This window comes from Kitasatospora sp. NPDC059408 (assembly GCF_042751525.1).
Taxonomy (GTDB): Bacteria; Actinomycetota; Actinomycetes; order Streptomycetales; family Streptomycetaceae; genus Kitasatospora.
Genome location: NZ_JBHYWI010000047.1, coordinates 15,147 through 38,631 on the forward strand (window position 1 = coordinate 15,147; position 23,485 = coordinate 38,631).

The 23,485-nt window shown below is 72.0% G+C and carries 22 protein-coding genes and 1 pseudogene; 16 read left to right on the forward strand and 7 right to left on the reverse strand.

Features of this window, described 5'->3' with window-relative positions; translation table 11 throughout:
* Positions 1 to 159: 159 nt before the first annotated feature.
* Together ACFXDE_RS27695 and ACFXDE_RS27700 are read left to right on the forward strand one after the other, a co-directional pair.
* Positions 160 to 1,482: a sensor histidine kinase gene (locus ACFXDE_RS27695; RefSeq protein ID WP_380497402.1), complete on the forward strand. Its 1,323-nt coding sequence runs from the start codon at positions 160 to 162 to the stop codon at positions 1,480 to 1,482.
* Between the two features lie 98 nt (positions 1,483 to 1,580).
* On the forward strand, positions 1,581 to 2,255 hold the full coding sequence (locus ACFXDE_RS27700; protein WP_380497404.1) for a response regulator: 675 nt from the start codon (positions 1,581 to 1,583) through the stop codon (positions 2,253 to 2,255).
* Between the two features lie 132 nt (positions 2,256 to 2,387).
* Here ACFXDE_RS27700 and ACFXDE_RS27705 read toward each other — a convergent pair whose 3' ends face one another.
* Positions 2,388 to 2,966: an RICIN domain-containing protein gene (locus ACFXDE_RS27705; RefSeq protein ID WP_380497405.1), complete on the reverse strand. Its 579-nt coding sequence runs from the start codon at positions 2,964 to 2,966 to the stop codon at positions 2,388 to 2,390.
* Between the two features lie 146 nt (positions 2,967 to 3,112).
* On the opposite strand from ACFXDE_RS27705, the gene ACFXDE_RS27710 reads away from it, so the two are divergent.
* Positions 3,113 to 3,394 (forward strand): helix-turn-helix domain-containing protein, encoded by a 282-nt coding sequence (locus tag ACFXDE_RS27710; protein WP_380497451.1) that lies wholly within the window; start codon positions 3,113 to 3,115, stop codon positions 3,392 to 3,394.
* 49 nt (positions 3,395 to 3,443) lie between these two features.
* Here the strand turns inward: ACFXDE_RS27710 and ACFXDE_RS27715 are convergent, their stop codons facing one another.
* The 3 genes from ACFXDE_RS27715 to ACFXDE_RS27725 all read right to left on the reverse strand — a co-directional run bounded on the left by ACFXDE_RS27715 (position 3,444) and on the right by ACFXDE_RS27725 (position 8,360).
* Entirely contained in the window at positions 3,444 to 4,604 is a 1,161-nt protein-coding gene (locus ACFXDE_RS27715) for a serine hydrolase domain-containing protein (RefSeq protein WP_380497407.1), read from the reverse strand.
* A gap of 1,182 nt (positions 4,605 to 5,786) precedes the next feature.
* Positions 5,787 to 7,136, reverse strand: a complete 1,350-nt coding sequence (locus tag ACFXDE_RS27720; RefSeq protein ID WP_380497408.1) for a lipase family protein — start codon at positions 7,134 to 7,136, stop codon at positions 5,787 to 5,789.
* A 297-nt stretch (positions 7,137 to 7,433) separates the two neighbouring features.
* Positions 7,434 to 8,360 carry an NADP-dependent oxidoreductase gene (locus ACFXDE_RS27725; RefSeq protein WP_380497409.1) on the reverse strand — a complete coding sequence of 309 codons (927 nt, stop codon included), beginning with the start codon at positions 8,358 to 8,360 and terminating at the stop codon, positions 7,434 to 7,436.
* Positions 8,361 to 8,512: 152 nt separating this feature from the next.
* Here ACFXDE_RS27725 and ACFXDE_RS27730 point away from each other — a divergent pair, with 152 nt between their 5' ends.
* The 4 genes from ACFXDE_RS27730 (at position 8,513) to ACFXDE_RS27745 (ending at position 11,820) form a co-directional block, all read left to right on the forward strand.
* Entirely contained in the window at positions 8,513 to 9,202 is a 690-nt protein-coding gene (locus ACFXDE_RS27730; RefSeq protein ID WP_380497410.1) for a TetR/AcrR family transcriptional regulator, read from the forward strand.
* A 286-nt stretch (positions 9,203 to 9,488) separates the two neighbouring features.
* Complete coding sequence (locus ACFXDE_RS27735; protein ID WP_380447010.1) at positions 9,489 to 9,767, forward strand: hypothetical protein; 279 nt, start codon at positions 9,489 to 9,491, stop codon at positions 9,765 to 9,767.
* 479 nt (positions 9,768 to 10,246) lie between these two features.
* Positions 10,247 to 10,594 (forward strand): hypothetical protein, encoded by a 348-nt coding sequence (locus ACFXDE_RS27740; protein WP_380497411.1) that lies wholly within the window; start codon positions 10,247 to 10,249, stop codon positions 10,592 to 10,594.
* Between the two features lie 242 nt (positions 10,595 to 10,836).
* On the forward strand, positions 10,837 to 11,820 hold the full coding sequence (locus tag ACFXDE_RS27745; RefSeq protein ID WP_380497413.1) for a CinY protein: 984 nt from the start codon (positions 10,837 to 10,839) through the stop codon (positions 11,818 to 11,820).
* Between the two features lie 139 nt (positions 11,821 to 11,959).
* On the opposite strand, the gene ACFXDE_RS27750 is transcribed toward ACFXDE_RS27745, so the two are convergent.
* The gene (locus ACFXDE_RS27750) at positions 11,960 to 12,817 is read right to left on the reverse strand and encodes a patatin-like phospholipase family protein (RefSeq protein WP_380497414.1); all 858 of its coding nucleotides are present in this window, start codon (positions 12,815 to 12,817) and stop codon (positions 11,960 to 11,962) included.
* Positions 12,818 to 13,342: 525 nt separating this feature from the next.
* Entirely contained in the window at positions 13,343 to 13,720 is a 378-nt protein-coding gene (locus ACFXDE_RS27755) for a hypothetical protein (RefSeq protein WP_380497415.1), read from the reverse strand.
* A 239-nt stretch (positions 13,721 to 13,959) separates the two neighbouring features.
* Here ACFXDE_RS27755 and ACFXDE_RS27760 point away from each other — a divergent pair.
* The 6 genes and pseudogenes from ACFXDE_RS27760 to ACFXDE_RS27785 form a co-directional block, all read left to right on the forward strand.
* Positions 13,960 to 14,565: pseudogene (locus ACFXDE_RS27760) on the forward strand (transposase); the annotation flags it as partial.
* A 209-nt stretch (positions 14,566 to 14,774) separates the two neighbouring features.
* Complete coding sequence (locus tag ACFXDE_RS27765; protein WP_380497416.1) at positions 14,775 to 15,392, forward strand: HEAT repeat domain-containing protein; 618 nt, start codon at positions 14,775 to 14,777, stop codon at positions 15,390 to 15,392.
* Between the two features lie 207 nt (positions 15,393 to 15,599).
* Entirely contained in the window at positions 15,600 to 16,385 is a 786-nt protein-coding gene (locus ACFXDE_RS27770) for a hypothetical protein (RefSeq protein WP_380497417.1), read from the forward strand.
* A gap of 557 nt (positions 16,386 to 16,942) precedes the next feature.
* Entirely contained in the window at positions 16,943 to 17,707 is a 765-nt protein-coding gene (locus ACFXDE_RS27775) for an SDR family oxidoreductase (RefSeq protein ID WP_380497418.1), read from the forward strand.
* Positions 17,708 to 18,230: 523 nt separating this feature from the next.
* Positions 18,231 to 19,517 carry a pyroglutamyl peptidase gene (locus ACFXDE_RS27780; RefSeq protein WP_380497419.1) on the forward strand — a complete coding sequence of 429 codons (1,287 nt, stop codon included), beginning with the start codon at positions 18,231 to 18,233 and terminating at the stop codon, positions 19,515 to 19,517.
* A 374-nt stretch (positions 19,518 to 19,891) separates the two neighbouring features.
* A complete protein-coding gene (locus ACFXDE_RS27785) occupies positions 19,892 to 20,728 on the forward strand; it encodes an NmrA family NAD(P)-binding protein (RefSeq protein WP_380497420.1) in 837 nt (278 codons plus the stop codon).
* 294 nt (positions 20,729 to 21,022) lie between these two features.
* Here ACFXDE_RS27785 and ACFXDE_RS27790 read toward each other — a convergent pair whose 3' ends face one another.
* Positions 21,023 to 21,481, reverse strand: a complete 459-nt coding sequence (locus ACFXDE_RS27790; RefSeq protein ID WP_380497421.1) for a hypothetical protein — start codon at positions 21,479 to 21,481, stop codon at positions 21,023 to 21,025.
* A gap of 240 nt (positions 21,482 to 21,721) precedes the next feature.
* Between ACFXDE_RS27790 and ACFXDE_RS27795 the strand changes: the two genes are divergently transcribed.
* From ACFXDE_RS27795 to ACFXDE_RS27805, 3 genes are all read left to right on the forward strand, one after another.
* Positions 21,722 to 22,141 carry a hypothetical protein gene (locus tag ACFXDE_RS27795; protein WP_380497422.1) on the forward strand — a complete coding sequence of 140 codons (420 nt, stop codon included), beginning with the start codon at positions 21,722 to 21,724 and terminating at the stop codon, positions 22,139 to 22,141.
* 122 nt (positions 22,142 to 22,263) lie between these two features.
* A complete protein-coding gene (locus ACFXDE_RS27800; RefSeq protein ID WP_380497423.1) occupies positions 22,264 to 22,695 on the forward strand; it encodes a DoxX family protein in 432 nt (143 codons plus the stop codon).
* A gap of 445 nt (positions 22,696 to 23,140) precedes the next feature.
* Complete coding sequence (locus ACFXDE_RS27805) at positions 23,141 to 23,461, forward strand: trypco2 family protein (protein ID WP_380497424.1); 321 nt, start codon at positions 23,141 to 23,143, stop codon at positions 23,459 to 23,461.
* Positions 23,462 to 23,485 lie beyond the last annotated feature (24 nt).

Sequence of the window (23,485 nt, forward strand, 5' to 3'; positions counted from 1 at the left end):
GCTGCCGTGAAGCAGCGCCGCGGCGCATCGGCCGGCGATCCGAACCGTGGCCTCCGCCGCGCGGTGGAGGCGGCGCAGCTCCGCCGGCGCCGTCTCCTACCACGGTCGGTCATTCCCGCGGCTGAGGCGTCCGCGTGGCCGGGTGGATACGGTGGGCGCATGGCTCAACTCCCACCGACCTGGCCGACGCTGTACCGCGACGGTGCCGTCCGGGCGCTGCGCCAAAGCGAGTTGGTGGCCGTCGACGGCCTGACGGCCGTGGTGCTGACCGCGCTGTTCCTGGCGTTGCCGGGCCCGGCGTGGAGCTCCCACGGCGGGTGGTCGGCCCGGATCGCCCTCGCGGCCGCGATGGGGCTGCCGCTGGCCCTGCGCCGGGCCCGTCCGGCCGCGGTCTGTGCGGTGGTCGCGGTGGCCTCGGTGGTGGCCTCGGTGGCCGGCGCCGTCCGGGAGCCGTTCCTCGCGGTGGCCTTCGCGCTCTACCAGGTGGCCGTCACCACCCCGGCCCGGCGGGTGCCCACCCCGGTGATCGGGGTGGTGAGCGCCGGCGCGCTGGTGCTGCTCCTGGTCTCGGGCTCCCCGGCCGGCGGCGGGCAGGACCTCGTGCTCCACGTGGCCGGCCTGGCGCTGGCCGGGATGGCCTGGGTGCTCGGCCGGGCGGTGCGCGAGCGTCGTGCGCACGCCGCCCGCTCGGCCCGGCGGGTCGCGGTGGAGGCCGTCGCCGAGGAACGGCTGCGGATCGCCCGGGAGCTGCACGACATCGTGGCGCACCACGTCGGGGTGATCGCGGTGAAGGCGGGCGTGGCCAATCACCTGCTGGCCACCCGCCCGGAGGGGGCCGGCGAGGCCCTGCGCGTGCCGGAGGGGGCCGGCGAGGCCCTGCGCGTGATCGAGACGGCCAGCCGCTCGGCGCTGGCCGAGATGCGGCAGATGCTCGGTGTGCTGCGGGCCGGCGGGTCCGAGCCGGAAGCCGACGGGGTGGACGGGCTCCGGCCGGCGCCCGGGCTCGCGGCGTTGCCCGAGCTGGTGGCCGGTGCCACCGCGGCCGGGCTCACCGCCGAACTGCGCACCGAGGGCACTGCCGACCTGCCGCAGGGGGTGCAGAGTTCGGCGTACCGGGTGGTGCAGGAGGCCCTGACCAACGTGCTCAAGCATGCCGGGCCGACCCGCTGCCGGGTCGAACTGGTCGCCGACGGGCGGGAGTTGCGGATCGAGGTGACCGACGAGGGTGGTGCGGGAGGCCGCGGCGCGCGCCGACCGGGCCGGTACGGTGGGTACCTGACCTGGCACGGGCCCGCCGAGGCGGCCGGGCCCGCCGAGGCGGCCGGGCACGGGAGTGGTCACAGCCATGGTCTGATCGGCATGCGGGAGCGGGTGGAGTTGTTCGGTGGACGCTTCCAGGCCGGGCCGCTTTCCGGGGGCGGCTTCGCCGTTCGGGCCGAACTGCCGTACCAGGCCCTGGCGTCGGCGAGGGAAGAGCCCTGATCAGGGCCGGCGTGATGAACCACCCGGCGCCGGGGCGCCGGACCGCCCGGGGGTGGGCGCCCACCCCCGGGCGCAACGACGAACGTCTGGAGAACCGTGTGACCGAGCCCGTCCGTGTCCTGGTGGTGGACGACCAGGCGCTGCTTCGCGGCAGCTTCCGGATGCTGATCGACGCCGAACCCGGCCTGATCGTGGTCGGTGAGGCGGCCGATGGCGCCGCCGCGATCGAGGTGGTCGCCGAGCAACGGCCCGATGTGGTGCTGATGGACGTGCGGATGCCCGGCACGGACGGCATCGAGGCCACCCGGACGATCTGTGAGCGGGACCCGGACGTGCGGGTCCTGATGCTCACCATGTTCGACCTGGACGCGCACGTCTTCGCGGCGCTGCGGGCCGGAGCCGCCGGGTTCCTGCTCAAGGACATCCCGCCCGCCGAACTGCTGCACGCGATCCGGGTGGTGGCAGGTGGGGAGAGCCTGCTCTCGCCGAGCGTCACCCGGCGGTTGATCTCGGAGTTCTGCCGTCACCCGGCCACCGAACCGGCCGGTCCGCCGCCCGCACTGGACGGTCTGACCGGCCGGGAGCGGCAGGTGCTCCACCTGGTGGGCACCGGACGGTCCAACGCGGAGATCGCGCAGGAACTGCACGTCTCCGCGGCGACGGTGAAGACCCACCTGAGCCATCTGCTGGACAAACTCGGCGCCCGGGACCGGGTCCAGCTGGTGATCGTCGGGTACGAGAGCGGTCTGCTCACCCCACGCCACCGGGTCTGACCAGCCGGCCTCCAGTGCTTTGGTGGTCGCGCTTCTGGCGTCGGCCGATGGTGATGGCGGCCGGTGATCAGGTGAGGCAGGAGGCGAGGGCCCCACTCCACCGCGAGCCCGGGGCCTTGTTCGCGTTACGGCCTACAGCCAGAAGGTGATGTCGGTACTGTTCCACGAGATTGCAAACAGCTGTTCGTGTGCAAAGCCGGCGTTGATCCTGAGGCCGGGGTCGGACTTCGGCGTTATCTGACCGCCGGTCGGGGCGCCGTTGCTGAAGGAGAACCGCTGGTTGCTCCGGCCGTTGCAGCTCCAGACCACCATCTCGTCCGTGCTGGGCAGGTCCAGGCACAGGCCCAGGTTGTAGTACGGGTGCAGGTACCAGCCGCCTCCGCTGGCGGGCTCCAGGCACCAGCGCTCGTTGTCCTGGATGTGGCCGTTCTGGGAGGCGTATTCCCAGGTGTCCACGACCGCGCCCTTGCCGCCCCAGCCGTGCACTTCCATGTACTCGCCGCCGGTCCGGTAGGTGTGCACGCTCTGGCACCGGTTGGCGGCCGGCCGCGCCGTCGAAGCGTGCGCGGCACCGGTGCCGACGCCGAGCGCCGCCACCGCGGCGGCCGTGACCGCCAGGACCTTCACCTTCTTCAGAACCGCCGCAGCGCCGGTGCCGGCGATCCGCTGTCGTGTCCGGGTGCTCTTGCTGTTCGTTGCTGCCGTGTTCATCGGGTACTCCTCTGTCTGGAGGGCAGCCAGGTTCTTTCTCGTGACCGGTGATCGTGGTTTGTTCCAGGACGCGGTCGCCGTGGAAGCCGGCGGGGCCTTGGGCATTCATCGAGAGGCACCTGTCGGAGCCGGGTTTGTCGCCGCAGGTGGTTGCCGACGCCCAGGGCATCTCCGTCCGCTATCTGCACCACCTGTTCCACGATGAGAAGCACACCGTCGGTTCCTTTATCCGAGGACGGCGACTTGAGCGCTGTCGCGCGGACCTGACGGCACCCGGCCTCATGCCGCGTCCTGTCGGAATGATCGGAGCGCGCTGGGGATTCACGGACCCGGCGGTTTTCAACCGGGCGTTCAAAGCGGCTTACGGAATGCCTCCAGGTGAGTACCGTACGCGTGCGGCCCTCGACCGGGATCACACCGCGGTGTGATCCGTGGCCGTGCCCGTACTGCAGGGAGCAGCCGCCGGGGAGTCGTGGTTCAGCCGCACAGGGCCGCGTCGACGGCGTTTTCGGCCGGCTGCAGGTCCGCCATGCCGGTCGGGTCGACGGTCGTCGTGACACTGGCGGCGCGTCCGTCGTCGGTGGCGGCGCTCCAGGTTCCGTAGCCGGGGATGCTGCCGTTGTGCCACCAGACGGTCTTGTGGCACGACAGCTGTGTCCTCATGATCCCCAGTCCGTAGTCGTAGCCGGGCGCGCCCGTGGGGACGGTGGTGCGCATCTGCTCGAGTTCGGGGCCGCCGAGGAGGTGGCCTTCCTTCATGAGCTCGGAGAAGAACCGGGCGAGGTCGGCGCTGGTGGAGACCATCGCGCCCGCCGCCCAGGCCGCGGAGGGGTCGATCTCGGTGACATCGCGCAACGATCCGTCCGGGCCGTCCTTGTGGTAGCCGTGGGGGTGAGGTCCTCGAAGGGTGGTCTCGGCGGGGGCGGGGAGGTAGGTGTGGCGCAGCCCGATCTTCTTGATGATGCGCTTGTCGATCTCCTTGGCCAGGGACAGTCCGGTGACCTTTTCCACGATCATCCCGGCCACCAGGTAGTTCGTGTTGCTGTACCCCCAATTCGTTCCCGGGGCGAAGACGGCGTCGTGTCGCAGCGCGATGTCCAGGGTGTCGCGGGGAGAGAGGTAGCGGCGCTGGAGGATGTCGTCGGTGACGTCGTCCTCGTAGTCGGGAAGTCCGCTGGTGTGCTGCAGGAGTTGACGCACCGTGATGTGGCGCCCGTCGATCCCTTGCCCGCGCAGGAGGCCGGGCAGGTAGGTCTCGACCGGGTCGTCGAGGCGGACCTTGCCCTCGCCGACGAGCTGCAGCACGACCACCGCGGTGAACGTCTTGGTGACGCTGCCGATCCGCACCTCGCCGTCCCGGGGCGCCTTCGCTCCGGTGGCCAGGTCCCCGGCGCCCGCGGCATAGGTACGGGTGTGGCCTGCCTGGTCACGGACGGCGGCCAGAGCGCCGGGCACGTGATCGGGGCTCACCATCGCGTCCAGACGCTGCTGGACGGCGTCCGGCCCGGCGGCCCCCGGGGCAGCGACGGCGGACGGGGCGAGCGCGCCGAGGGCAAGGGCCCCGACGGCCACGGCGACGGCGGCGTGAGTCGTCCTGCGACGCGGGACGCGGAACCGAAGCGGCGTACGTGAGTTCATGGAATGTCACCTCTGGAGTGTGCGTGCGGTTTTGGTGTTCGCCGGGGTTCCCGGCGCGGTCAGTGCCCGGAGAGGTCGCGGCGGACGCACTCGGCCCGGTCGCTCCGGCCCTGACCGATCCTGGAACACGGCGCCCCGTGCGCGCCTCCCGGGCGGGAGGGAAACCGCGCTCCCCCGATCAGGGGAGGAGCCGGACGGGCACTCACCGGCGCCCCGGAGCGAAACTCACCGCCTTCCCGGTGAAACTCCCCACCGCAGGTCAGTGGCCTGCGCCGGGAAGTCAGGACCGGCGCCGCCGAGAACCGGTGGCGCTTCGCCTCGGCGGCCGAACCGGGCCCCTTGTCCGCGGCCGGGCGAGGCCTTCGCCGTCCGGTCCGCCCGGTGGTGGGCGGCGCCCTGGTCGCCGTCGTCCGGGCCGGGCGCGGCAAGATCGGGCCGGGCCATCCCCGGAACAGGGTTCGCCACCCGCAGGTCGTATCGCGTCGGCGTCGAGTTTCGCGACGCCTCCTACGCATTCGAGCCCGTCTCGGAATGCCTCACCCGATTCAGCAGGAACGGGGCTGAGCTGGCCGTGTTCGAGCGGACATCCCTGGGCTCGATCGAGGCTTCCTGGACATCCCAGGCCCCCCTCACTCCTGGTGAGGCCGCGCTCGGCTACTCACTCGTCGGCGCATACGGGGTGGGATCGCCCGGCATGCTCAAGTCGATCATCGGACACGGAGGGTCGCCCTTCTAGCCCTTCCGTCAGGCGAATGCCCGGCCGGGATCATCCGGCCGGGCATTCGCCTGAACTGTCGATGCGCAGTGGGACGGAACCGTCGTCGGTCTGGAAGGCGTCGTCGCCCCCACGAGAGCCGTAGCCGGGTGGCCCCCTACCTGAGTGCCTCTTCCGCCGGACGCTGTCGGCGCCTCTGACCGGTTGCCAGTAGCTGCCCTGCACAGGCCTGCTCCGGGACGGTGACACGCCTGCGGCGGTCTCGCCCGGTCCCCTCGGGCCGGGGGCGCCGGGGTCGGGGCGAGTCGCCCTGCCGGTCCCGGCGGCGCGGGTCCGCAGGGCGTGGCTCGTCGTGGGCCTGGTCCCCTGCACCGCCTGGTGATCACAGGGCGTCGCTGCCCCGTGATCACCAGGTCCCGTGCCTTCCCGGGGTGCCCCGGCGCGCCTTATCGGCGCCTGGCCGGAGGTCAGGAGGCCGGTACGGGCTGTTCCGGGGCGAGGGAGTTGCCGGCCGGGATGTGACCGCAGTCGGAGGGGGCCGGGCGGCCGGCGAAGCGGTCGTTCAGCCAGGCCAGGGCCTGCGGGGCCCAGACGGCGGGGACGCCGAAGTGGCTGAGGAAGTCGTACTGCTGGTAGGCGACCGCCGCGGTGCCGGTCGCGCAGTACTGACGGGCGAGCGCCCGCACGTCCCCGGCGACCATCACGCCGTCGCCCGTGCCGATGCCGGCCGGGTTGGCGAAGGTGCCTTCGAGGATGCCCGCGTTGCCCTGGGCGAGGTAGCCGGGCACGGTCGGGGTCGGGGCCGAACCGAGGTTGGTCCGGTTGACGGCCATGACGTAGGGCTCCACCGAGTTCGGGTCGGCGTACTGGGGCTTGGCCATCGCCTTCCAGCTCAGCCCGGGGTAGTGGCCCACGGCGTCGGTGAGTGAGCCGTGCTCCAGCTGCCGCAGGACCGACAGGCCGTAGTCGTTCAAGTAGGGCGTGGGGTCGGTGCCGTAGGAGCGCGAGGCCCCGACCAGCGCCATCGGGATGATCCCGCTCCACACCAGCGAGCCGTCGATGTACCTGTTGATGTGCGCCGGGTCCACCAGCAGCCCGCCCTCGGCGTAGCCGACCAGTCTGGCGTTGACCTCGGGCGCGTAGCCGGGTGCGAGCGCGGCCGCCCAGGCGCTGGCGACGGCGCCGCCGGAGTACCCCATCAGCCCGAAGCGGGTGTCCGGGGTCAGGCCGGTCGCCGGGGACGCGCTCGCGGCCCGGATCGAGTCCAGGGTGGTGGTGGCGTACTCCGGCCCGGCTCCGAAGTCGGCGTTCTGGCCCTCGGTGTCCGGGAGCACCACGTTGTAGCCCTGGGCGAGCAGCGGCACGATGTACATCGCCTCGATGTTCGGGATCGCGCCGCCCAGGCTGAGGTTCCCGGCGACTGCCCGGGAGGGGCCGTCCTCCGGGTCGAGCGAGTCGTAGAAGGACTGGTAGGAGACGGCTCTGCCGCTGTCCCCGGTCAGGCTGCGGAGCACGGTGGTCACGTTGGCGGACGGGCGCCCCTGGGCGTCGATGGTGCGGTAGAGCAGCTGGACCGCCGTCACCGGGGTGGGCAGCCCCAGGACGTGGTACGGCAGGGTCCGCGTTTTGAGCACGGTGCCCGGCGCGAACGAGGCCAGCGGGGTGCTGTCGTCGTAGGAGTAGAAGGGGTCGCTCGCGGTGGTGGCGGTGGTGGAGCGCGCCGTCGCCGACGCCGGGCCGGCGGTGGCGGCCGTGGCGGTGGCGGTCAGGGCGGCGGTGACGGCGGCTGCGAGCAGCCTGGACGTGCGTTTGCGCATGATTCCCCCGGGTGGCTGGGATTCCTGATGACCTGTCGGAGGACGCGTGTGACCACGCTTCGTTGTTACCAACGCGTAGCCAGCGTCCCGGAGAACATCATGACGACGGCCGGGCGCGCTGTCTCCGGGTCGGGCCGCGGAAAATTCCCGGCCTGGTGTGCGACCGGTCATCGGTGTCGGGGAGGGGCCGGTGCCGGCCACTGTGCAGGCGGGGGTCGGCGTGCGGTGTGCGCTCGGCGGCGTTGCCGCCGCCGGTCCCAACAGCATTGGTGAACGGGGCAGTTCGAGGGCGATCACTCAGGGCACGGTGATGACGATCTTTCCGCGTGCGTGGCCGGCGGCGCTGGCGTCATGGGCCGCGGCGGTCTCCTTCAGCGGGAACGCGGCGTGCAGGGGGACGATGAGGCGGCCCTGATCGGCCAGGTCCGCCGCCAACGGCAGCCCTGCCCAGCCCGGTGACCCTCCGGCCTCGGAGCGGGAGAACCGCACTCCGTGCCGGGCGGCGTCGAAGTCCGCGATGGTCACCACGCGGTTCGGGTCGCCGACGATGGCCACCAGTTCGGCGAGGGAGCCCTTGCCCGCCGCGTCCAGGACCACGTCGACACCGCGCGGAGCCAGTGCGGCGAGGCGATCGGCCAGGCCAGGCCCGTAGGTGACGGGTACGACGCCGAGCCCCTCGAGGAAACCGTGATTGCCCTCGCCGGCGGTGCCGATCACGGTGAGGCCGCGGGCCCGGGCGAGTTGTGCGGTGATGGTCCCGACGCCGCCGGCGGCGCCCTCGATCAGCAAGGTCATGCCCTCGACGGCGTCCAGGGCTTCCAGTACGCGCGTGGCCGTGTCGACGTTGCCCGCGGCACCGCCGGCTTCCCCGAAGGACCACGACCGGGGCTTGGGCGCCCACGCCTCCAGCACGGCGTGCTCGGCCGCGGCGCCGCCCCGGTCCGCGAAGGGGACGAGACCGAAGACCGCGTCTCCCACGGCGGTGCCGGTCACCCCCTCCCCCACCTCGTCGACGATGCCCGCGGCATCCATGCCCGGTATGTGGGGCAGGCTCAAGGGAACGAAGTCCCGCAGCATCCCTGAACGCAGGTACCAGTCGGCAGGGGTGACGCCGGTGGCACGCACGGCGATCCGGACTCGACCGGGCCCGGCGTGCGGCTCCTCGACCTCTTCGACGGCAAGAACCTCGGAACCGCCGTAGCGGTGGTACTGCACAGCGAACACGGAAAGCCTCCATACACACGGCACGGCATTCGACGGGAGAACCCGCGGTCGCCGGCCTCCGCGGCAGGAGGCCGGCTGCGGGAACCCGCGGCATCGCGTCACGCTAACCCGCTAAACGGTCGACCTCTTCCGTTTGTGTTTAAGTGGGAGACATGCCTGACGGACTGTCTCGGAACCCGTCCACCTCCCCCGCCGGCACCCCCGCCCCGGCGCAGCGGGCCGACGCCCGGAACAACCGCGCCCGGCTCCTGCGGGCCGCTCGCGACGCGTACGCCCTCGACGGCCCCGACGTGCCTGCCAGCGCGATCGCCCGCCGGGCCGGTGTGGGTGCCGCCACCCTCTACCGGCACTTCCCGACGCGCGACTCGCTGATCGCGGCCGCGTTCTCCGAACAACTCGGCCAGTGCGTCGCGGCCGTCGACGAGGCCCTTGCGGACGACGATCCCTGGCGCGGACTTCGCACCGCCCTCACCCGGATCTGCCGGATGCAGGCCGAGGACCGCGGCTTCAGCGCCGCGTTCCTCGCCGAATTCCCCGACGCGCCCGACGTCCGGCGTGAACGTGCCCGCGCCGGGGAATCCCTCGCCCTGCTGGTCCAGCGCGCGAAGGACACCGGACAGTTGCGCAAGGACTTCGACAGCAGCGACGTCACGCTGCTGCTTCTGGCCAACAACGGCGTCCTGCGGGACTCCCCGGCGGCCTCCATGGCCGCGTCCCGCCGCCTGCTCGCCTACTTCTTCCAGTCCTGCCGGCCGACGGACGACACACCGCTGCCCGAACCCGCGCCACTGCGCCTCGACGACCTGTACAGGGCGTACCGGGCACCGCGTCGAACGGGATGACCGCATCGTCGAGGACGCGTCCGGCGATCCGGTGGCCGGTCGGACACTCCCGTCGCCCCCTCCCCGGTCACCGGTTCCGTCCCAGACGAGGAGGGCCGGGCGGTGAGGTCAGCCCTCGTTCTCGGGTTCGGAGGGGCGGGCGGAGCACTCGGGCCGGACCGGGCACGGGGGTGTCGGTGACGGGCCCGCAGAACGGTGTGCCGACACCGCACACGGGAGCCAGCCCACGAAACCCTCCTCGCCTCCAAAGTGTGTGCTCCGGCGGCCAGTGCGCCACTATGACACGATGAACGACACCCAGGCGATGGTCGACTTCCTGCGCGACAAGTACCGCCACACCATCAAGACCGCCGAGACCATCCACAACGAGGTCATCACCGGCCGCATCCCCGCCCTGGGCGGCGACCGACAAAAGCACGCCGGCTACACCCTCCAGACCGTCCACGAGGCCCACTCGATGCTGGAGCTGTTCGAGACCACCATCGTGGCCCACCTCGGCACCCCCGGCCCCATAGGCGCCCTCGCCGAGGAACAGCTGGGCATCCTCGCCCGACCGTTCCAGTAGCCCCGCCCACCGGCTGCGCCCCGTACGCGAGGGGCCAGGCCGGGCGGCGGGGTCAGCCCCCGCCGCCCGGCGCAGCGGGAGCGGGCGCGGACCCCGGACCGGGCCGGCGACGGCTCGGAAGGGCGGCCGGTCGGCCTGGGGGCGCTCCGGAACAACACGAAGGCCCGCCGGGCCGAGATCGGCCCCGGTCAGCTCGCGCAACTCGCCGAGCACGGAGTCGAGTGGGCGTAGGGCCGGCGCTGGAGGGTGCGGGTCCTGGCCGAGCTTTCCACCGGCCGATCGCTGCGCGGACCGTGGGTCCGGTGCTCCCGACGACACGGCACCGTGACCGGCTGGTGAGCCTCCCTTCCGGCCACGTGCCCATCGCGAGCACCACGGACCAGCGCGACTGCCGTAGCCAGAGGCAAAACGCATCAGCAGTAACAGACTTGAGTACCCGTACTCAAGACGGGGCCGGCGATCCGAGCAAGGATGACCGGATGTCGCAGTTGGTAATCGATGTTCTCGTGACCGTTGTCCTGACCACCGTGGAAGTAACCGCCGTGGTCCTCGCATTTTTCGCCATCGCGGTCAAGGCGTGGGCGGCGGACAACACGGGCCGCGGGGTCCCCCGCGGCCTGAAGCGGACCGGCCGTGCCGTGGCAGGGACGTCGTTCGTCCTGCCGCTGGCGTGCGCCTACGGGCTGTTTCTCCTGCACCTGCCGGTCGCGGCGAGCGCCCAGTGCCTGCTGGCAGCGGCGATTCCGTTCTTCGGCCCCATCCTGACCGGTGTGAACCGTCTACGGGAGGGCCTCGCTCGCCGCTGGCCGGGACGCCGGCAGCGCTGACAGGGCCGGCGGGCCCGGTGCAGCACGGCGACAGCCTCGTGGCAGAGGGACGGCGCAAGCGCGCGGCCGGAAATCGTGAGGCACTGGCGGTCTATCGGAAGTCGATCCCGGCAACTAACGTATCGGGTGCGAACCTTGATGGTTCGTCAGCGAATATCGCCACGGACCTGGGCGGGCACTGACGAGACGCCGTGCCCGGATGCATGCCCGCCGAAGACGTCCATCACGCACCTGGAGATCTCATGAATTCCACCTCCGCTTCCCGCCGGCGGCGCCTGCGCGGACCCGGCGCCGCTTGCCTCGCGTTGTCGTGTTCCGTCGTCCTCGGCGCCGCGGCACCGGCGCACGCCTTCAGCGGGGAGAACCACGAGAAGATCACCCGGGCCGCCCTGGGAGCCGCGGGCTGGCACCCGAACTCGCTGACGGCGATGGCGAACGGGAGCTCGGGCGCGATCGTCGCCAACGACCACGGCCAGTACTTCGACATCGGCAAGCTCCACTGCGACAACGCCGACTACCTCGACCCCCGGTACGGCGGCGGCTACCCCCGCACCCGCGGGCAGGCCGACGCCGAGATCATCGACTGCATCGACAGTTCCGTCCACAACTTCAAGCGGGCCGTCGCCGCCGCGGACCGGCTGGTCGACGCGAACGGGCACGTCGTCGCCGCCCAGACCTCCATCTCACCGGCCTGTGACTGGAACGACCAACCGGGACGGGCGAAGTGCGAGGTCCTGGAGGACCTGGGCCGCGGCTGGCACCAGATCGAGGACTTCTACGCCCACAGCAACTGGGCCGACCGGGCCGGCCCGGGAGCCATCGGCGTCAAGAACCCCCCGGGGCTGGGCAGGACCGACCTCCCCGCGTTCTTCTCCATCAGCCGCTACAGCTCCATGAGCAAGGCGGACTGGATCAAGGACGCCACCGGCCACATCCCGCACGACCTGGCGACCGGCTGCTATCCGGACCGCGACCACAGCGGAACGGCCTCCAACTGCGCGGGGCGCGTCACCCACGACGGGGTGCTGAACAAGGACACGAAGGACAGCCCGCGCTCGGTCATCGACCACAACTTCGACCGCGCCTACGACCTCGCCGTCAAAGACATCGCACGCCAGTGGCGGAACTTCGAGGACGAGCTCCAGCGCAAGTATCCGAACAACGGCCGGGCCAAAGCGATGATCTGCGCCATCACCCATGACCACCCGGACAAGACCTGCTCCTGACCCGCAGCCGCAGGCCTCGCCGAGCTCGCCGAGCACGGAGTTGAGTGGGCGTAGGGCTGGTACTCGTGGGCGGCGGTCACCTGAACGCGAGGCCGTTGCTCAACGGGTGGCGGGCCCGGCCGCCGCCCGGACCCGCCGCTCACCCTCCGATTGTGTGCTCGGCCGGCCAGATGCGGGCGACTGAGGCGGCGAGGGCCGCGCCCTGGCGGTGGCCGGCCCGGGCGGCGGCCGGGCGCCGGGCGTTGGCGGTCAGGTTGCGTCCCATCGCGCGGCGGGCGTCGGCGTCCGGGGTGATCAGGGTGGTGTGCGTGCCGGCGGCGCGCAGCTCCGCCGCCTGCTGCTGGGCGCTGGGATGCGGCCCGACGGCGGTGGGCACGGGCGAGACGGCCAGCACCTGCCGGTGGCCGGCGGCCAGCTGGAGGTTGCCGGTGGAGCGGGTACCGCCGTCGATCCACCGCCGTCCCAGGGCGGCGGTGGGCGGCCAGACCAGGGGGACGGCGCAGCTGGCGGCGACCGCGTCCGCGAGGTCGAGCCCGGAGCCCGCATCGAAGGCCTCGACGCTGCCGGTCTCCGCGTCCACGGCGGTGATGCGCAGCGCCTGTGCGGGCCAGGTGGTGGCGTCGCGCAGCAGGGTGCGCACGGTTTCGGACAGGTCGTGGGCGGGGGTGGTGCGCGCGGTCAGGGCGGCGTGGCCCAGGCGCCGGACGGAGCGATCCGGGTTGCGGGTGGCCATCGCTGCCCACAGGAAGCGGAAGGTCTGCGCGGCGGTGACGTCCATCTCGACCCGGTCGAGGTCGGCCAGTTGACGTTCGTACAGCTCGCGGGCGGGTTCGCCGCTCGCGAGCCGGGCGCCGAAGACGGCTCCGGCGGAGGTGCCGATGACGGTGTCGGCGGTCGTCAGGTCGATCCCGCCGGCGGTGAGGCCCGCGAGTACGCCGGTCAGCCACGCGCCGCCGACCGGTCCGCCGCCGCCCAGTACCAGTGCCGTGCCGTTCATGGCGTCCTTCTCTCCCCAGCCCCAGAAATGGGGATTGCTCCCCGTTTAATCTCGGGGCAACGATACACCGATGGAGGGCGGCGCGTTCGGGCCGGTGATCGGGTTTCAGGATCCGCAGCGCTCACGGCAGTCGGGCAGATCCTCTGCCCCTCGCCCCGGCAAGCAACACCTGCTGCGCGTCCCGGTGTCGCAGGACCCCGACGCCCTGCCCGACGCCGTCGAAACGCCCTCAAGGCCTACGGACCCGGGCGCCTCACGCTGAAAGCAGCACGATCCAGTCAGCGCGGAACGGCAACGACGACGGGACGGCGGCGGGCAGGCCAGACCGGCGGGGGCCTCCTCGACCGGCGCCAGCGTGCTGAAGTCGAAGGCTGGATCGGTGGGATCGAAGGTATCGACCTCACCCTCACCGTCCTTCGCGGCAAGAGAGACGAAGCCGGCCGCCGCTACCGTCGGCCCGCCGTCGACCTCGGCCTCCCCCGGCCCCGGCCATCCCTCCCACCGGAATAGTCCGGCACGGACGCCCTACCAGATGATCACGCCTCCGCTGACCCCCCGCGCACGCGCGGCGGCGTCCTCGATGTTCCGCAGGCGCTCGGAGATCTGCCGAACGTACTCCGCATGCGACTTCGCCGGGTCGGCGCTGGGCGCGACGAGTTCGAGGTTGCTCCGGATCAAGGCGCATTCATCCAGGAAATCCGCCACCTGGTCCGGCCTGACCGTGAGGTCACTGTCGGCCAGGACCGGGAAGAAGGTCACCCCCAACGAGCGCACGGCCTCGGACCCCCACACGGAAGTGCGCCAGCTCTCGAATCCCGCTAGGCAGGAACTGCCCTCCGGGACATCCAGCAGGCTCCTCTTGCCGCCTTCACCGACGACGAACACATAAACCGACAAGCTCATGCCCTCAGTCGATCATGGGCGCCAGTCACAGATCCACAGGCTTTCACGGCCGGCAGCGCGCCGGTCCCCGGCGACTCCGATCGACCCGGAGCCGAGTCCCAGGTAGCGTCCAGGGAAGTGGTGTACGGGTTACACCTGATCCGGGGGTTTCGTCCCGGTAGCGGGTGTCGCCCGAGAACATAAGACGGCCACCGACTGATTCTTCGAGAACGACCAAGCTCTTGAAGGAGATCCGCACGATGACTGCACCCGGCAGTCTGCCCTTTGCCGCCCTGCTGGAGGAGAACCTGGCCTCGGCGAGTCCGGACTTGTTGCGCGCGATGGTGAAGACCTTCGCCGAGGCGACGGTGTCCGCCGACGTCGACCGGGCCTGTGGCGGCGAGTACGGCTGCCCGGGCGAGGACCGCGTCAACTCCCGTAATGGCTACCGCAATCGAGGCTGGGACACCCGCGTCGGCACGATCGACCTGGCGATCCCGCGCGTTCGTTCCGGCTCCTACTTCCCCGGCTGGCTACTGGAGCCCCGGCGTCGTTCCGAGCAGGCCCTGATCAGCGTCGTGGCGACCTGCTACCTGCTCGGGACGTCCACCCGGCGGGTCGAGAAGCTCGCCGAGAGCCTCGGCGTCACCCAGCTGTCCAAGTCCCAGGTATCGGAGATGGCAAGGCACTTGGACGACCGGGTGGCCGAGTTCCGCAACCGCCCGCTCGACCAGGGCCCCTACACGTTCGTCTGGGTCGATGCGCTCACCCCGAAGGTCCGCGAGGGCGGCCGGGTGGTGAATGTCCACGCCCTGGTCGCGGTCGGTGTCAACGCCGACGGGCACCGCGAGATCCTCGGCATCGAGAACCCTCAAGGGTGAGGCTGGCCGCGGTCCGCAGGCCGGTATCCCGTGCCGTCGAAGTTTGATCTTTGCCAGTGATGCTTGACCATCGGCAAGTTCATGCCATCGAAGTTTGATCGGTTTTGATGGCTGGTGATCAGGTGCAGCAGGGCGCCTGTCAGTGCGAAGACCTACGTTGTCACCGAGATGGAACCGAATAGATAGGGACCGAGATGGCACTGACGTTGGACGAGGCTGTGGCCCAGCTCGGCCACCGGCTCTCACCCAAGCGGCGTTCCGCTGCAACGCGCCTGCGTCGGCTTGCCGACCCCATCGCAGGCCCGTCGCTGCTGGAGGCCCTTCAACGGGAGGTTCGCGACACCCGCACATGGGAGACGCAGTACCAGATCGTCATGGCTCTCGGCACGTGCGGCCACCGACCTGCGCTCGGTCTGCTTCAGGAACTGGCCCAGCGCCCCATCAGGGCCACCATGGTCTATGTCGCCCTCGGCGACGCCATCGTCCGGCTGAGCACGCCCGAGGACATAGCCGGCTCCCTGCGATGGTGCCTCGACAGCGGAACCCCGATGCTCGCCGACGGCGCCCTGCGATCGGTCGCCATGCAGCGTCTCACTCCAGACGCGGCCACGATCGACTACGTCCTCGACTTCCTCGGCCCCCTGGACCCTCACGACGGACTCCGGTTCTGGGCCACGGCCGCCGCAGCGGGATGGCCAGGCCCCGCGGTCAAAACGTTCCTCGAAGAATGCGCAGCCAGCCCCCGCACCGACGTGGCCAGCGCAGCCGCCTCATCCTTGCAAGGCAAGTACCAGACCTACTCACCCCTATAGATGCCCGGTCCCCGATCAAACCTCGATGGCACGCGCTCAAGGTTCGGTGTCACAGGACACCCGGCGGGGGCAGTGAGTGTCCTCTGACACGCGATCTTGACCGGTGCGAGCTGCCACGTGAGGATGCCGTGGCGCCGGGCCGGTAGACGGTCCTGCAGGGGGAAACCTTGCAGGTCGAAGCGGGCGAATGTGTCAAGATCCTGTGCCGTGAAGACCTGGGACGAACTGACCCTCACCGAGCAGGTGCTGGTCCGCCGCGCCGTTCGCGGTACCAATCCGCGTGGCACCGCGCAGCACGTCGCGGCGGTGCTGCGCTGGGCGGGCTCGCCCGAGGCGCCGAGGTGGCGCGGTGCCTCGCTCGAGGAGCAGGCGGCGCGAGTACCCGAGTTGGCGTCGGCGGCGCTTCGACTGGTCGCGGGCGGGTGGCTGACGCTGCGTCGGGCGCTCGACACCATGTTCGTCCAGGAGGACAGCCCAGAGGTGGTGGGCACCGAGTTGGAGCAGATGGCGGCCGACCCGGCGACGTGGATCCGGACGCCGGACGGCGGGTCCAAGGCGCCGGACCTCTCGCTGCGGGCGACCGAGGCGGGGCACCGGCAGTGGGAGGCCGCGGCATACGCTCCGGGCGCCCCGCCCACCATCCATCAGCTGGACCTGACGGAGGACGAGGACCGGGTCCGGGTGTGCGCCATGGAGGCAAGCGGCTGGCTGACCGGACCGTTCGGGATCCTCGACGATCTGCCGTCCGGGCTGGCCGGCGAGGAGTTGCGGGCGTACGTGGCGGCGGACCTCGCTCCGGTGGTCCGGTTCGTCCGCGAAGGCTGGATCGAAGTGCGGCACGTCGCCGAGCCCGACGCCGAGGCGACCGTCATCCCGCTGGAGGACCTGCTGGACGCCTTCGGCAACCGGGAACTGCGCTGCGACGACCGCGACGACTGGGGCGTCGGGTTCACCTGCGTCCTGACCCAGTCGCCGGCCAATGCGCTCCGCTAGCGTCCCGGGCCGGAGAACCGGCGGAGCCCCAGGAAGAACACCTTAAGTCGCCGCCGTGGTCGGTGACGGAGCGCAGGGGCACGCCCGCCGGCCCCCGGAAGGCGGGCGGTTCGGAGACGTGGACGTGCACGACCCCGCCCTGAACCGCCAGCCCGTGGAACGTGCCGCCGCTCACGGTGTTGGCGACGGTGTCGGCGACGTGCTCGTGCTTGCGCTCCGGTGGTTCCACGGACAGCCTCCCCTCCGGGCCACGAGCGAAAAACTGCGGAGCGGCCGCGGGCCCGGCCGGTCCACCGTACCGGCAGCAGCTTCCGGGCGGCGCCGCGAGGAGCGGGCCTGCGGCCCACCGGGCCTCTTCCCTTCCCCCGAACTGCCGTCCGACACCGGGATGTACCACCCCACCGCCGGGCCCGCCCACACCGCCGGCACCCTCCATGGACGGGGCCACCAACAGCGGCCGCCGCCGAACGACTCCCCGGTTCCCGGCTCATCGACGGCGGCCGGACCGGGCGGGGAGACTGCTGGCGGCATCGAGCGGAACGACGAGAGGGGCGACCGTGAGCAGGAACAGCGAGGACCAGGGGCGGTTGAGCGGGCGGATCTGTGTCATCGCTGGCGCGGGCGGAGCCATCGCCGGTGCTGTCGCGGCGCGGCTCACCGCCGAGGGCGGGCGGGTGATCGGAATCGACCGGCGGCCGCTGGACGTCCCCTTCCCGGTGGTCGCTGCGGACCTGCGGAGCGAGGCAGAGACACGACTGGCGTTCGAACGCATCCACGCGGAGTCCGGCCGGATCGACGTGCTCCACGTCAACGCCGGCCCCATGGACCGCGAGGACCACGGCCTGCTGGAGACGTCCCCCGAGGTCTGGGAGCGGGTCTTCCGGGCCGTTCTCACCCCGGCGGTGCTCAGCTGCCGCTACGGGGTGCCGGTGATGAACCCCGGCGGCTCGGTCGTGCTGACCGGCTCCTTCCTCGCCGGCATGGGCGCCGCGACCGCCCAGATGGCCTTCTCCGCCGCCAAGGCCGCGGTGACCCAGCTCGGACGCGACCTGGGCACCCACCTGGCCCGCCGCGGTATCCGCGTGAACACCCTGGCCCTGGGACCGGTCGAAGCCCCCGAGACCCGCGCGATGTTCGAGCGGATGGGAGAAGAGGAGACCCGACGGCGCTTCGCCCACATCCCGATGGGCCGCTTCGCCACGCTCGACGAGATCGCGGCCGCCGTCACGTACCTCGCCGGCCCGGACTCGGGCTACCTGACCGCCTCCGAACTCCCCGTCCACGGCGGCATCCGCGCCGCGTACACCGTCCCGGACCACTGAGCCGCCCGGAACCGGCCGGGGGCGGGGGGCTGCCGGCAGCCACCCGCCCCCGTCGCTTCCTCCGGCGGCTATCGGCCGTTGGCGCAAGCACGCGTCCAGTCGATCAGCTTCTGCACCACCTCGATCACGACCCGCTGCTTCCGCTCCGGCATGAAGGGCCGGCAAACCCACGCCGGCGCCGACAGCAAGACGGACAGCAGCAGGGGCAGAAGCGGGAGCGCAGGGAGGAAGACCTTCAACACACCAGGAGTGGGCACGACGTGTCCTATATTCGAAGGAATCGAAGTGCGACACCGCGGCCCACCCTCCGATTCCGGCACCGGGCCTGACGGTCACCCGCCGTCCCGGCCCGGGTGGGCCGGGACGGCGGGCCTGCGGGGGTCCCGGGCGCGAACCACGGACCCCGCAGGAAAGGCCCTCGACCGGCCGGGCCCGCGTCACCGGTCCGGGGGCGTCTGCACGAACGCCGGTCCGCCGCATGCGTGCTGGTGCCCCTTCAGTGCCATGTGTAATGTCACACGCCATGATGCGGACCTCTCGTACAACCCGCCCGGTACCCAAGGGCGCGCTCGCCCTCCTCGGCACCGTCACCGCCCTCGCCGCCCTGCTCGGGCCCGGCGCGGGCCCGGCCGTCGCCGACGGCGGATGCCGCACCGACGTCACCGTGACACCGGACCAGGAACAGGCCCGGCTCTCCGACCCCCGCACCGCGGCGCTCGTGGACGGCGGCGGGTTCGGCGACTTCGTGCGCCGCTTCCCCGCCGCCCTGTGCACCGCCCGCACCGCCGCCGACGCGCAGCGCCTGCTCCGGGACTGGGGCGAGGCGCTGTGGACGTCGGCCGTCGACCGCGCCCAGGGCCGGCGCCCCGCAGGCACGCTGCCGGCCCGGGACGACCGTCCGCTGTACTGGACCCGGGTGGCGATGAGCCTCCAACTCGCGCAGTGGCAGCCCGGGTTCCCGGCCGACCGCGCCGCCCTGCGCCGCGGCTTCGAGGACGCCTCCCGGGGCCTGGTCGACAACGGCTTCCGGGGCACCCAGGGCGTGCGCCGGTACTTCGTCAGCGGCTTCGACCCCTTCGGTCTGGACTCCGAACTCCGCGGGGCCAACCCCTCCGGCTCGGCCGCCCTGCAACTCGACGGCCGCCAGGTCACCCTGACCGACGGCAACCGGGCCGAGATCCGTACGGTCGTCCTCCCGGTCCGCTACGCGGACTTCGACCAAGGGGTCGTGGACCGCGCCTTCGCCCCGCGCCTGGGCACCGGCCCGCGCGCGGCCGACCTGATCACCACGGTCAGCCAGGGCTACCCCGGCCTGTTCACCCTGGAGGCCTGGGCCGGCCGGGCCCGCTCGGCCGATCCCTACCCCGACAACCTCGACGCCCTCGGCGGCGGCAGCCCCGACCACCCCGCCGACCCGCCCGGCCTCGCCCCCGGCGCCGAGTTCATCGCCACCAGCCTGCCGACCGCCGCCATGACCACCGTCCAGCAGCCCTACCCGGTCAAGCTCAACACCGACGTCACCGAGATCCCCGTCGGCGGCACGCAGCCCGTCCACCGCGAGGACGGCCCGACTCCGGGCTCACGCTCCGTCGAGGGCGGCGGCGGTGGCTACCTCTCCAACGAAGTCGCCTACCGCTCCAACCTGCTCCGGCTCGCCCTGGCCCCGCAGATCCCCGGCGGCCACCTGCACACACCCGTGCTCACCGGCCTGCCGGCCGACCCCGCACAGCTGACCGCCCCCGACTTCGAGCACGCCGAGGCGGCCATCACCGGCGAGGTGCTGGACGTCCTGCGCCACACCACGGGCTGACCGAGGCCCGGCCGACCCGCCCGTACGAGCGCCGCCGCCAAGTCCATGCCGACGCCCCTGTCGGCCTGCTGGTGTGCCGTCAGCCGCAGGACCGTCAGCAGGCAGGGGACGGCCCCGCTGCGCAGCAGGCCTCTGTCGCCGCTGCCCGGCGGGGCCGGGCCGAGGCGCTGGTCCCGGGCCCTCGTCGCGTGGAGCCCTGAGCCGAACTGGGCCAGCCCCTTGGGCATGTGCACTCCCCCTCGTCGGCGGCCGCTCCTCGCACCGCGCGAGGCGGGCGCCGCGTGGGCCGACACGATAGCCCGAGGGGCCGACAGGTGGTGCGGGGCAGACGCGGGGCGGGGCATAGGGCGGGGCCGCCCGGCGTTCGGGCGGTCATGACCAAGATTCTGGTGATCGGTGCGAACGGCAGCGTGGGCCGGCACGTCGTGGCCTCGCTGGCCGAACGCGGGCACGACGTGCGGGCGTTGGTGCGGGACGTCTCGACGGCCGTGGTGCCCGCGGGAGTCGAGGCCGTGCGGGGCGATCTGGCCGTTCCGGAGAGCCTGGAACGTGCACTGGACGGCGGGGTGGCGGCCGTCTACCTGATGTGGCCCGGGATCCCGGTGCAGCCGCGGGTCGTGGAGCTGATCGCGAAGCACGCCGAGCGGGTCGTCTACCTGTCGGCGGACGTGGCCGACCTCGCGGACGACGAACCGCCGGTGATCTTCCACCAGGAGATCGAGCGGCTCATCCGCGCCTCCGGCCTGCGCTGGACCTTCGTCCGGGCCATCGACTTCGCGGGCAACGTACTCGGCTGGGCCGACCAGGTACGCCAGGGCGTCGTCCGCTGGCCGTACGGCGGGGCGCGACGCTCCCTGGTCCACGAACGGGACATCGCGGACGTGGCGGTCGCCGCCCTCACCGAGGAGGGGCACGACGGCGCGAAGTACGTGGTCACCGGGCCCGAATCGCTCTCGCACACCGAACTGGCACGGATCATCGGCGAGGAGACCGGCACCGGGGTGGACTGGGAGGAGCTCGCACCGGAGACGGCCCGCACCGAGCTCACCGCGGCCTGGGGGAACGCGGCGTTCGTCGAATCCCGGCTGCGGGCCTGGGAATCGTTCACCCATGAGCCGGAACGCGTGACGGACACCGTGCACCAGGTGCTCGGCCGCCCGGCGCGCAGCTTCCGTTCGTGGGTGCGGGACCACGCGGAGGACTTCCGGTAGGCGTCCTCCCGGAGTTGGCGGTCGGGACGGCGGCGGTCGCCGGGCGCGGCCGCCTCGCAGCCGAGCGGCCGACGCGTGCTGCTCGGTGTCGTCCGGGACAACGGGGTCTGTCGACCGGGGTGCCCCCGCTGTACGGGGCGGCGCGGAAAGCACGAGGCGGCCCGGTGGGGCCGGCCGGAGGCGACGATGGTGGACAGGCGGGCGGCTGCCTCGGGTCTCATCCCGAGGCAGCCCGGCCACCGTGCGGCCCGGTCACCGTGCGGCCCGCTCGGCTCGCCCGGGTCTCTCCCGCCCCTAGAACGTCGCCTTGGCGCAGTTGCCGGGGTTGGTGGACCAGAGTGTCTGGCTGAACCAGGTGAAGTCGGGCCGCTGGACTCCTACCACCATCCAGCAGCGCTGGCCGCGGCCGGCGACCATGACGTCGCGGCGCCCGCGGTCGTAGACGCCGTGGAGTTTTCCGTCCGCACCCTTGTAGACGGTGTAGACGAAGAGGTTGCAGGTGCGCTCGCCCGAGCGGACGGCGGTGCCGACCCAGGTGGGCGTGTTCGAGATGAGGCCGCCGGTATAGCTGAACTTGGCCTCCACGCGGCAGCCGCCCGAGTAGAAGTGCACGTCGAAGTTGTGGTTGGTGTTCCAGACGCCCTCGGGATATCCGGCTGCGCTCGCGGTGCTCACGTTCGCGAACGCCAGGCCGGCGGCCACTCCCACGGCCACGAGGACCTTCCGGGCGACTCCCATGCGCTTCGTGCTCATCACTGCCTCCGGCAGAAGGGATGGTGCACATCACGGACACGTCGAGGATGTGGCTCAACTCACCTATAATGGAAGGGATTTGAGCGAGATATGAGCCTGGGATGCCACCTGCTCGACCCGACCGCCCACAGCTCCTTCACCCGGTGACCGCGTTGGCGAAGCAGTGGGCCGTGTTCCGTTCTCCCCGTCCGGCCCGGCTTCGGTGTTGCCGTCGATCCTGATCCCGGGTCAGACTTCCTGGTGCAACCGCCCGTCGACGGGTACGGCCTGTTCCGGGCGGGCGGGCGGCCTACGGAGGGGAGCCCGTACGACATGCCGTTCTTCAAGCGCAAGGCCAAGGCCGAGAGCAACAGCAGCAACTGGCAGGACCACCCGGCGGCTCGACTGCAGGTGGGGATGACCAGGGACCGGCTGGTCGAGACCCTCGGCCCGCCGACCAAGTCCATCGGCGGGGAGGAACTCCTCGGTGGCTACGGGTCCGTCAGCGGATCGGCCCGGGCTGTCGACAGCGTGTCGAGCAGCGAGTACATGATCTTCGAAGCCACGCCGAGCGGATACGAGACCTGGGTGGTTCTCCAGCGTGGCGCAGTCGTCAGCGCGCAGATCAAGACGTCCGGCACGCCGCGCGAGGTCGTCCTGGAGGTCGGGGAGCCCATCTAGCCGGCCCAAGCGTCGGGCTGCTGGAAGGCCCGGGAAATTTCTTCTCACCGGACCGATGAGTTCGGACGGTGGCGGCGGTCAAACCTGGGAAAGCAACGACAGCCGCACCGGGGAGACCTGAAATGTCCAGCACCGCCACCACCGCCACCACCGCCACCACCGCCACCGCCGTGAAGTCCGGCAAGGCCGCCGTCCGCTTGGTCTGGACGCTGCGGGTCCTGCTCGCGCTCTTCTTCGCCCTGGCCAGCGCGCTGCCCAAGCTGCTCGCGCTCCCCGCCGCCACCACCGTCTTCGACGCCATCGGCTGGGGCCACTGGTTCATGTACCTCACCGGGCTGGTGGAGCTCGCCGGGGCGATCGGCCTGCTGGTCGGGCGGCTGGCCGGGCCGGCCGCGGCGGCGCTCATCGTCTTCCTGGCGTTCGCGTTCCTCACCCAGCTCACCGCGATGCACGGGGAGAACGCCGGGACCCCGTTCATCTTCATGGTGCCGCTGGCCGTCATCGCCTGGAACCGGCGCACCGAGACGGCCGAACTGCTCGGCCTGCGGCGCTGACCCGGTCGACGAGCGGACGCCCTGCGGCGGACGGGGGTGGTCCGGCAGGGGCTGCCGGACCACCGTGCGGTCAGCGGGGTGCCGGTGCGCCTTTCGAGGCGGGTGCCGTGGCGGGAGGTGACCGACATCAGGTCGCCGGGGGCGTCCAGTTCCAGGCGGTGCCGGCGGCCCGACTCCGCCGGTCGCCAGGACCGCGCCCAGGACGTCGAGGCTCTCGCGCCGGGCAGGACGCGGGAAGCCGTGGGGAAATGCGGGGAAGCCCTCGGCGGTGACGACCGGCGGCAGGTGGCACACGTGGCCCGGTGCGCCGTGCGGTCCGGCCGAGGACACCCGGCAGCGTGATCCGCCGCTCCGCCAGCGCCTCCGGGATCCGGCTGGTAGCTTGTGAAGTCAGGCCACCCCGGGGGCAGTTGACGCCCACGGGCCACGCACGAAGGGAGTCGTGGTGTCGGACGTGCAAGGGGCCCCCGGCGACTGGCTCGATCTCGCGGACGCGGTCTCGCTGCTGCGCGACCAACTGGCCGAAGCGCTGGACCGGGTGGCTGCGGAGGGCGACCAGGGCGTGCTCTTCGGGCTCGGCGAGGTGACCCTGGAGCTCAGCCTCGAACTCGCCCGCTCCCAGGGCGCGGACGCGGGGCTCCGGTTCAGCGTGGTCGGGTTCGGCGGCAAGCGCGAGCGCACCGAGACGAGTTCGCACCGGGTCACGCTGCGGCTGCAGCCCCACCTCCCGGCCGGCGGCGCCATCGACGTGAGCGACACCGAGTAACCGGGCCGTGATCGTCGGCGGGGG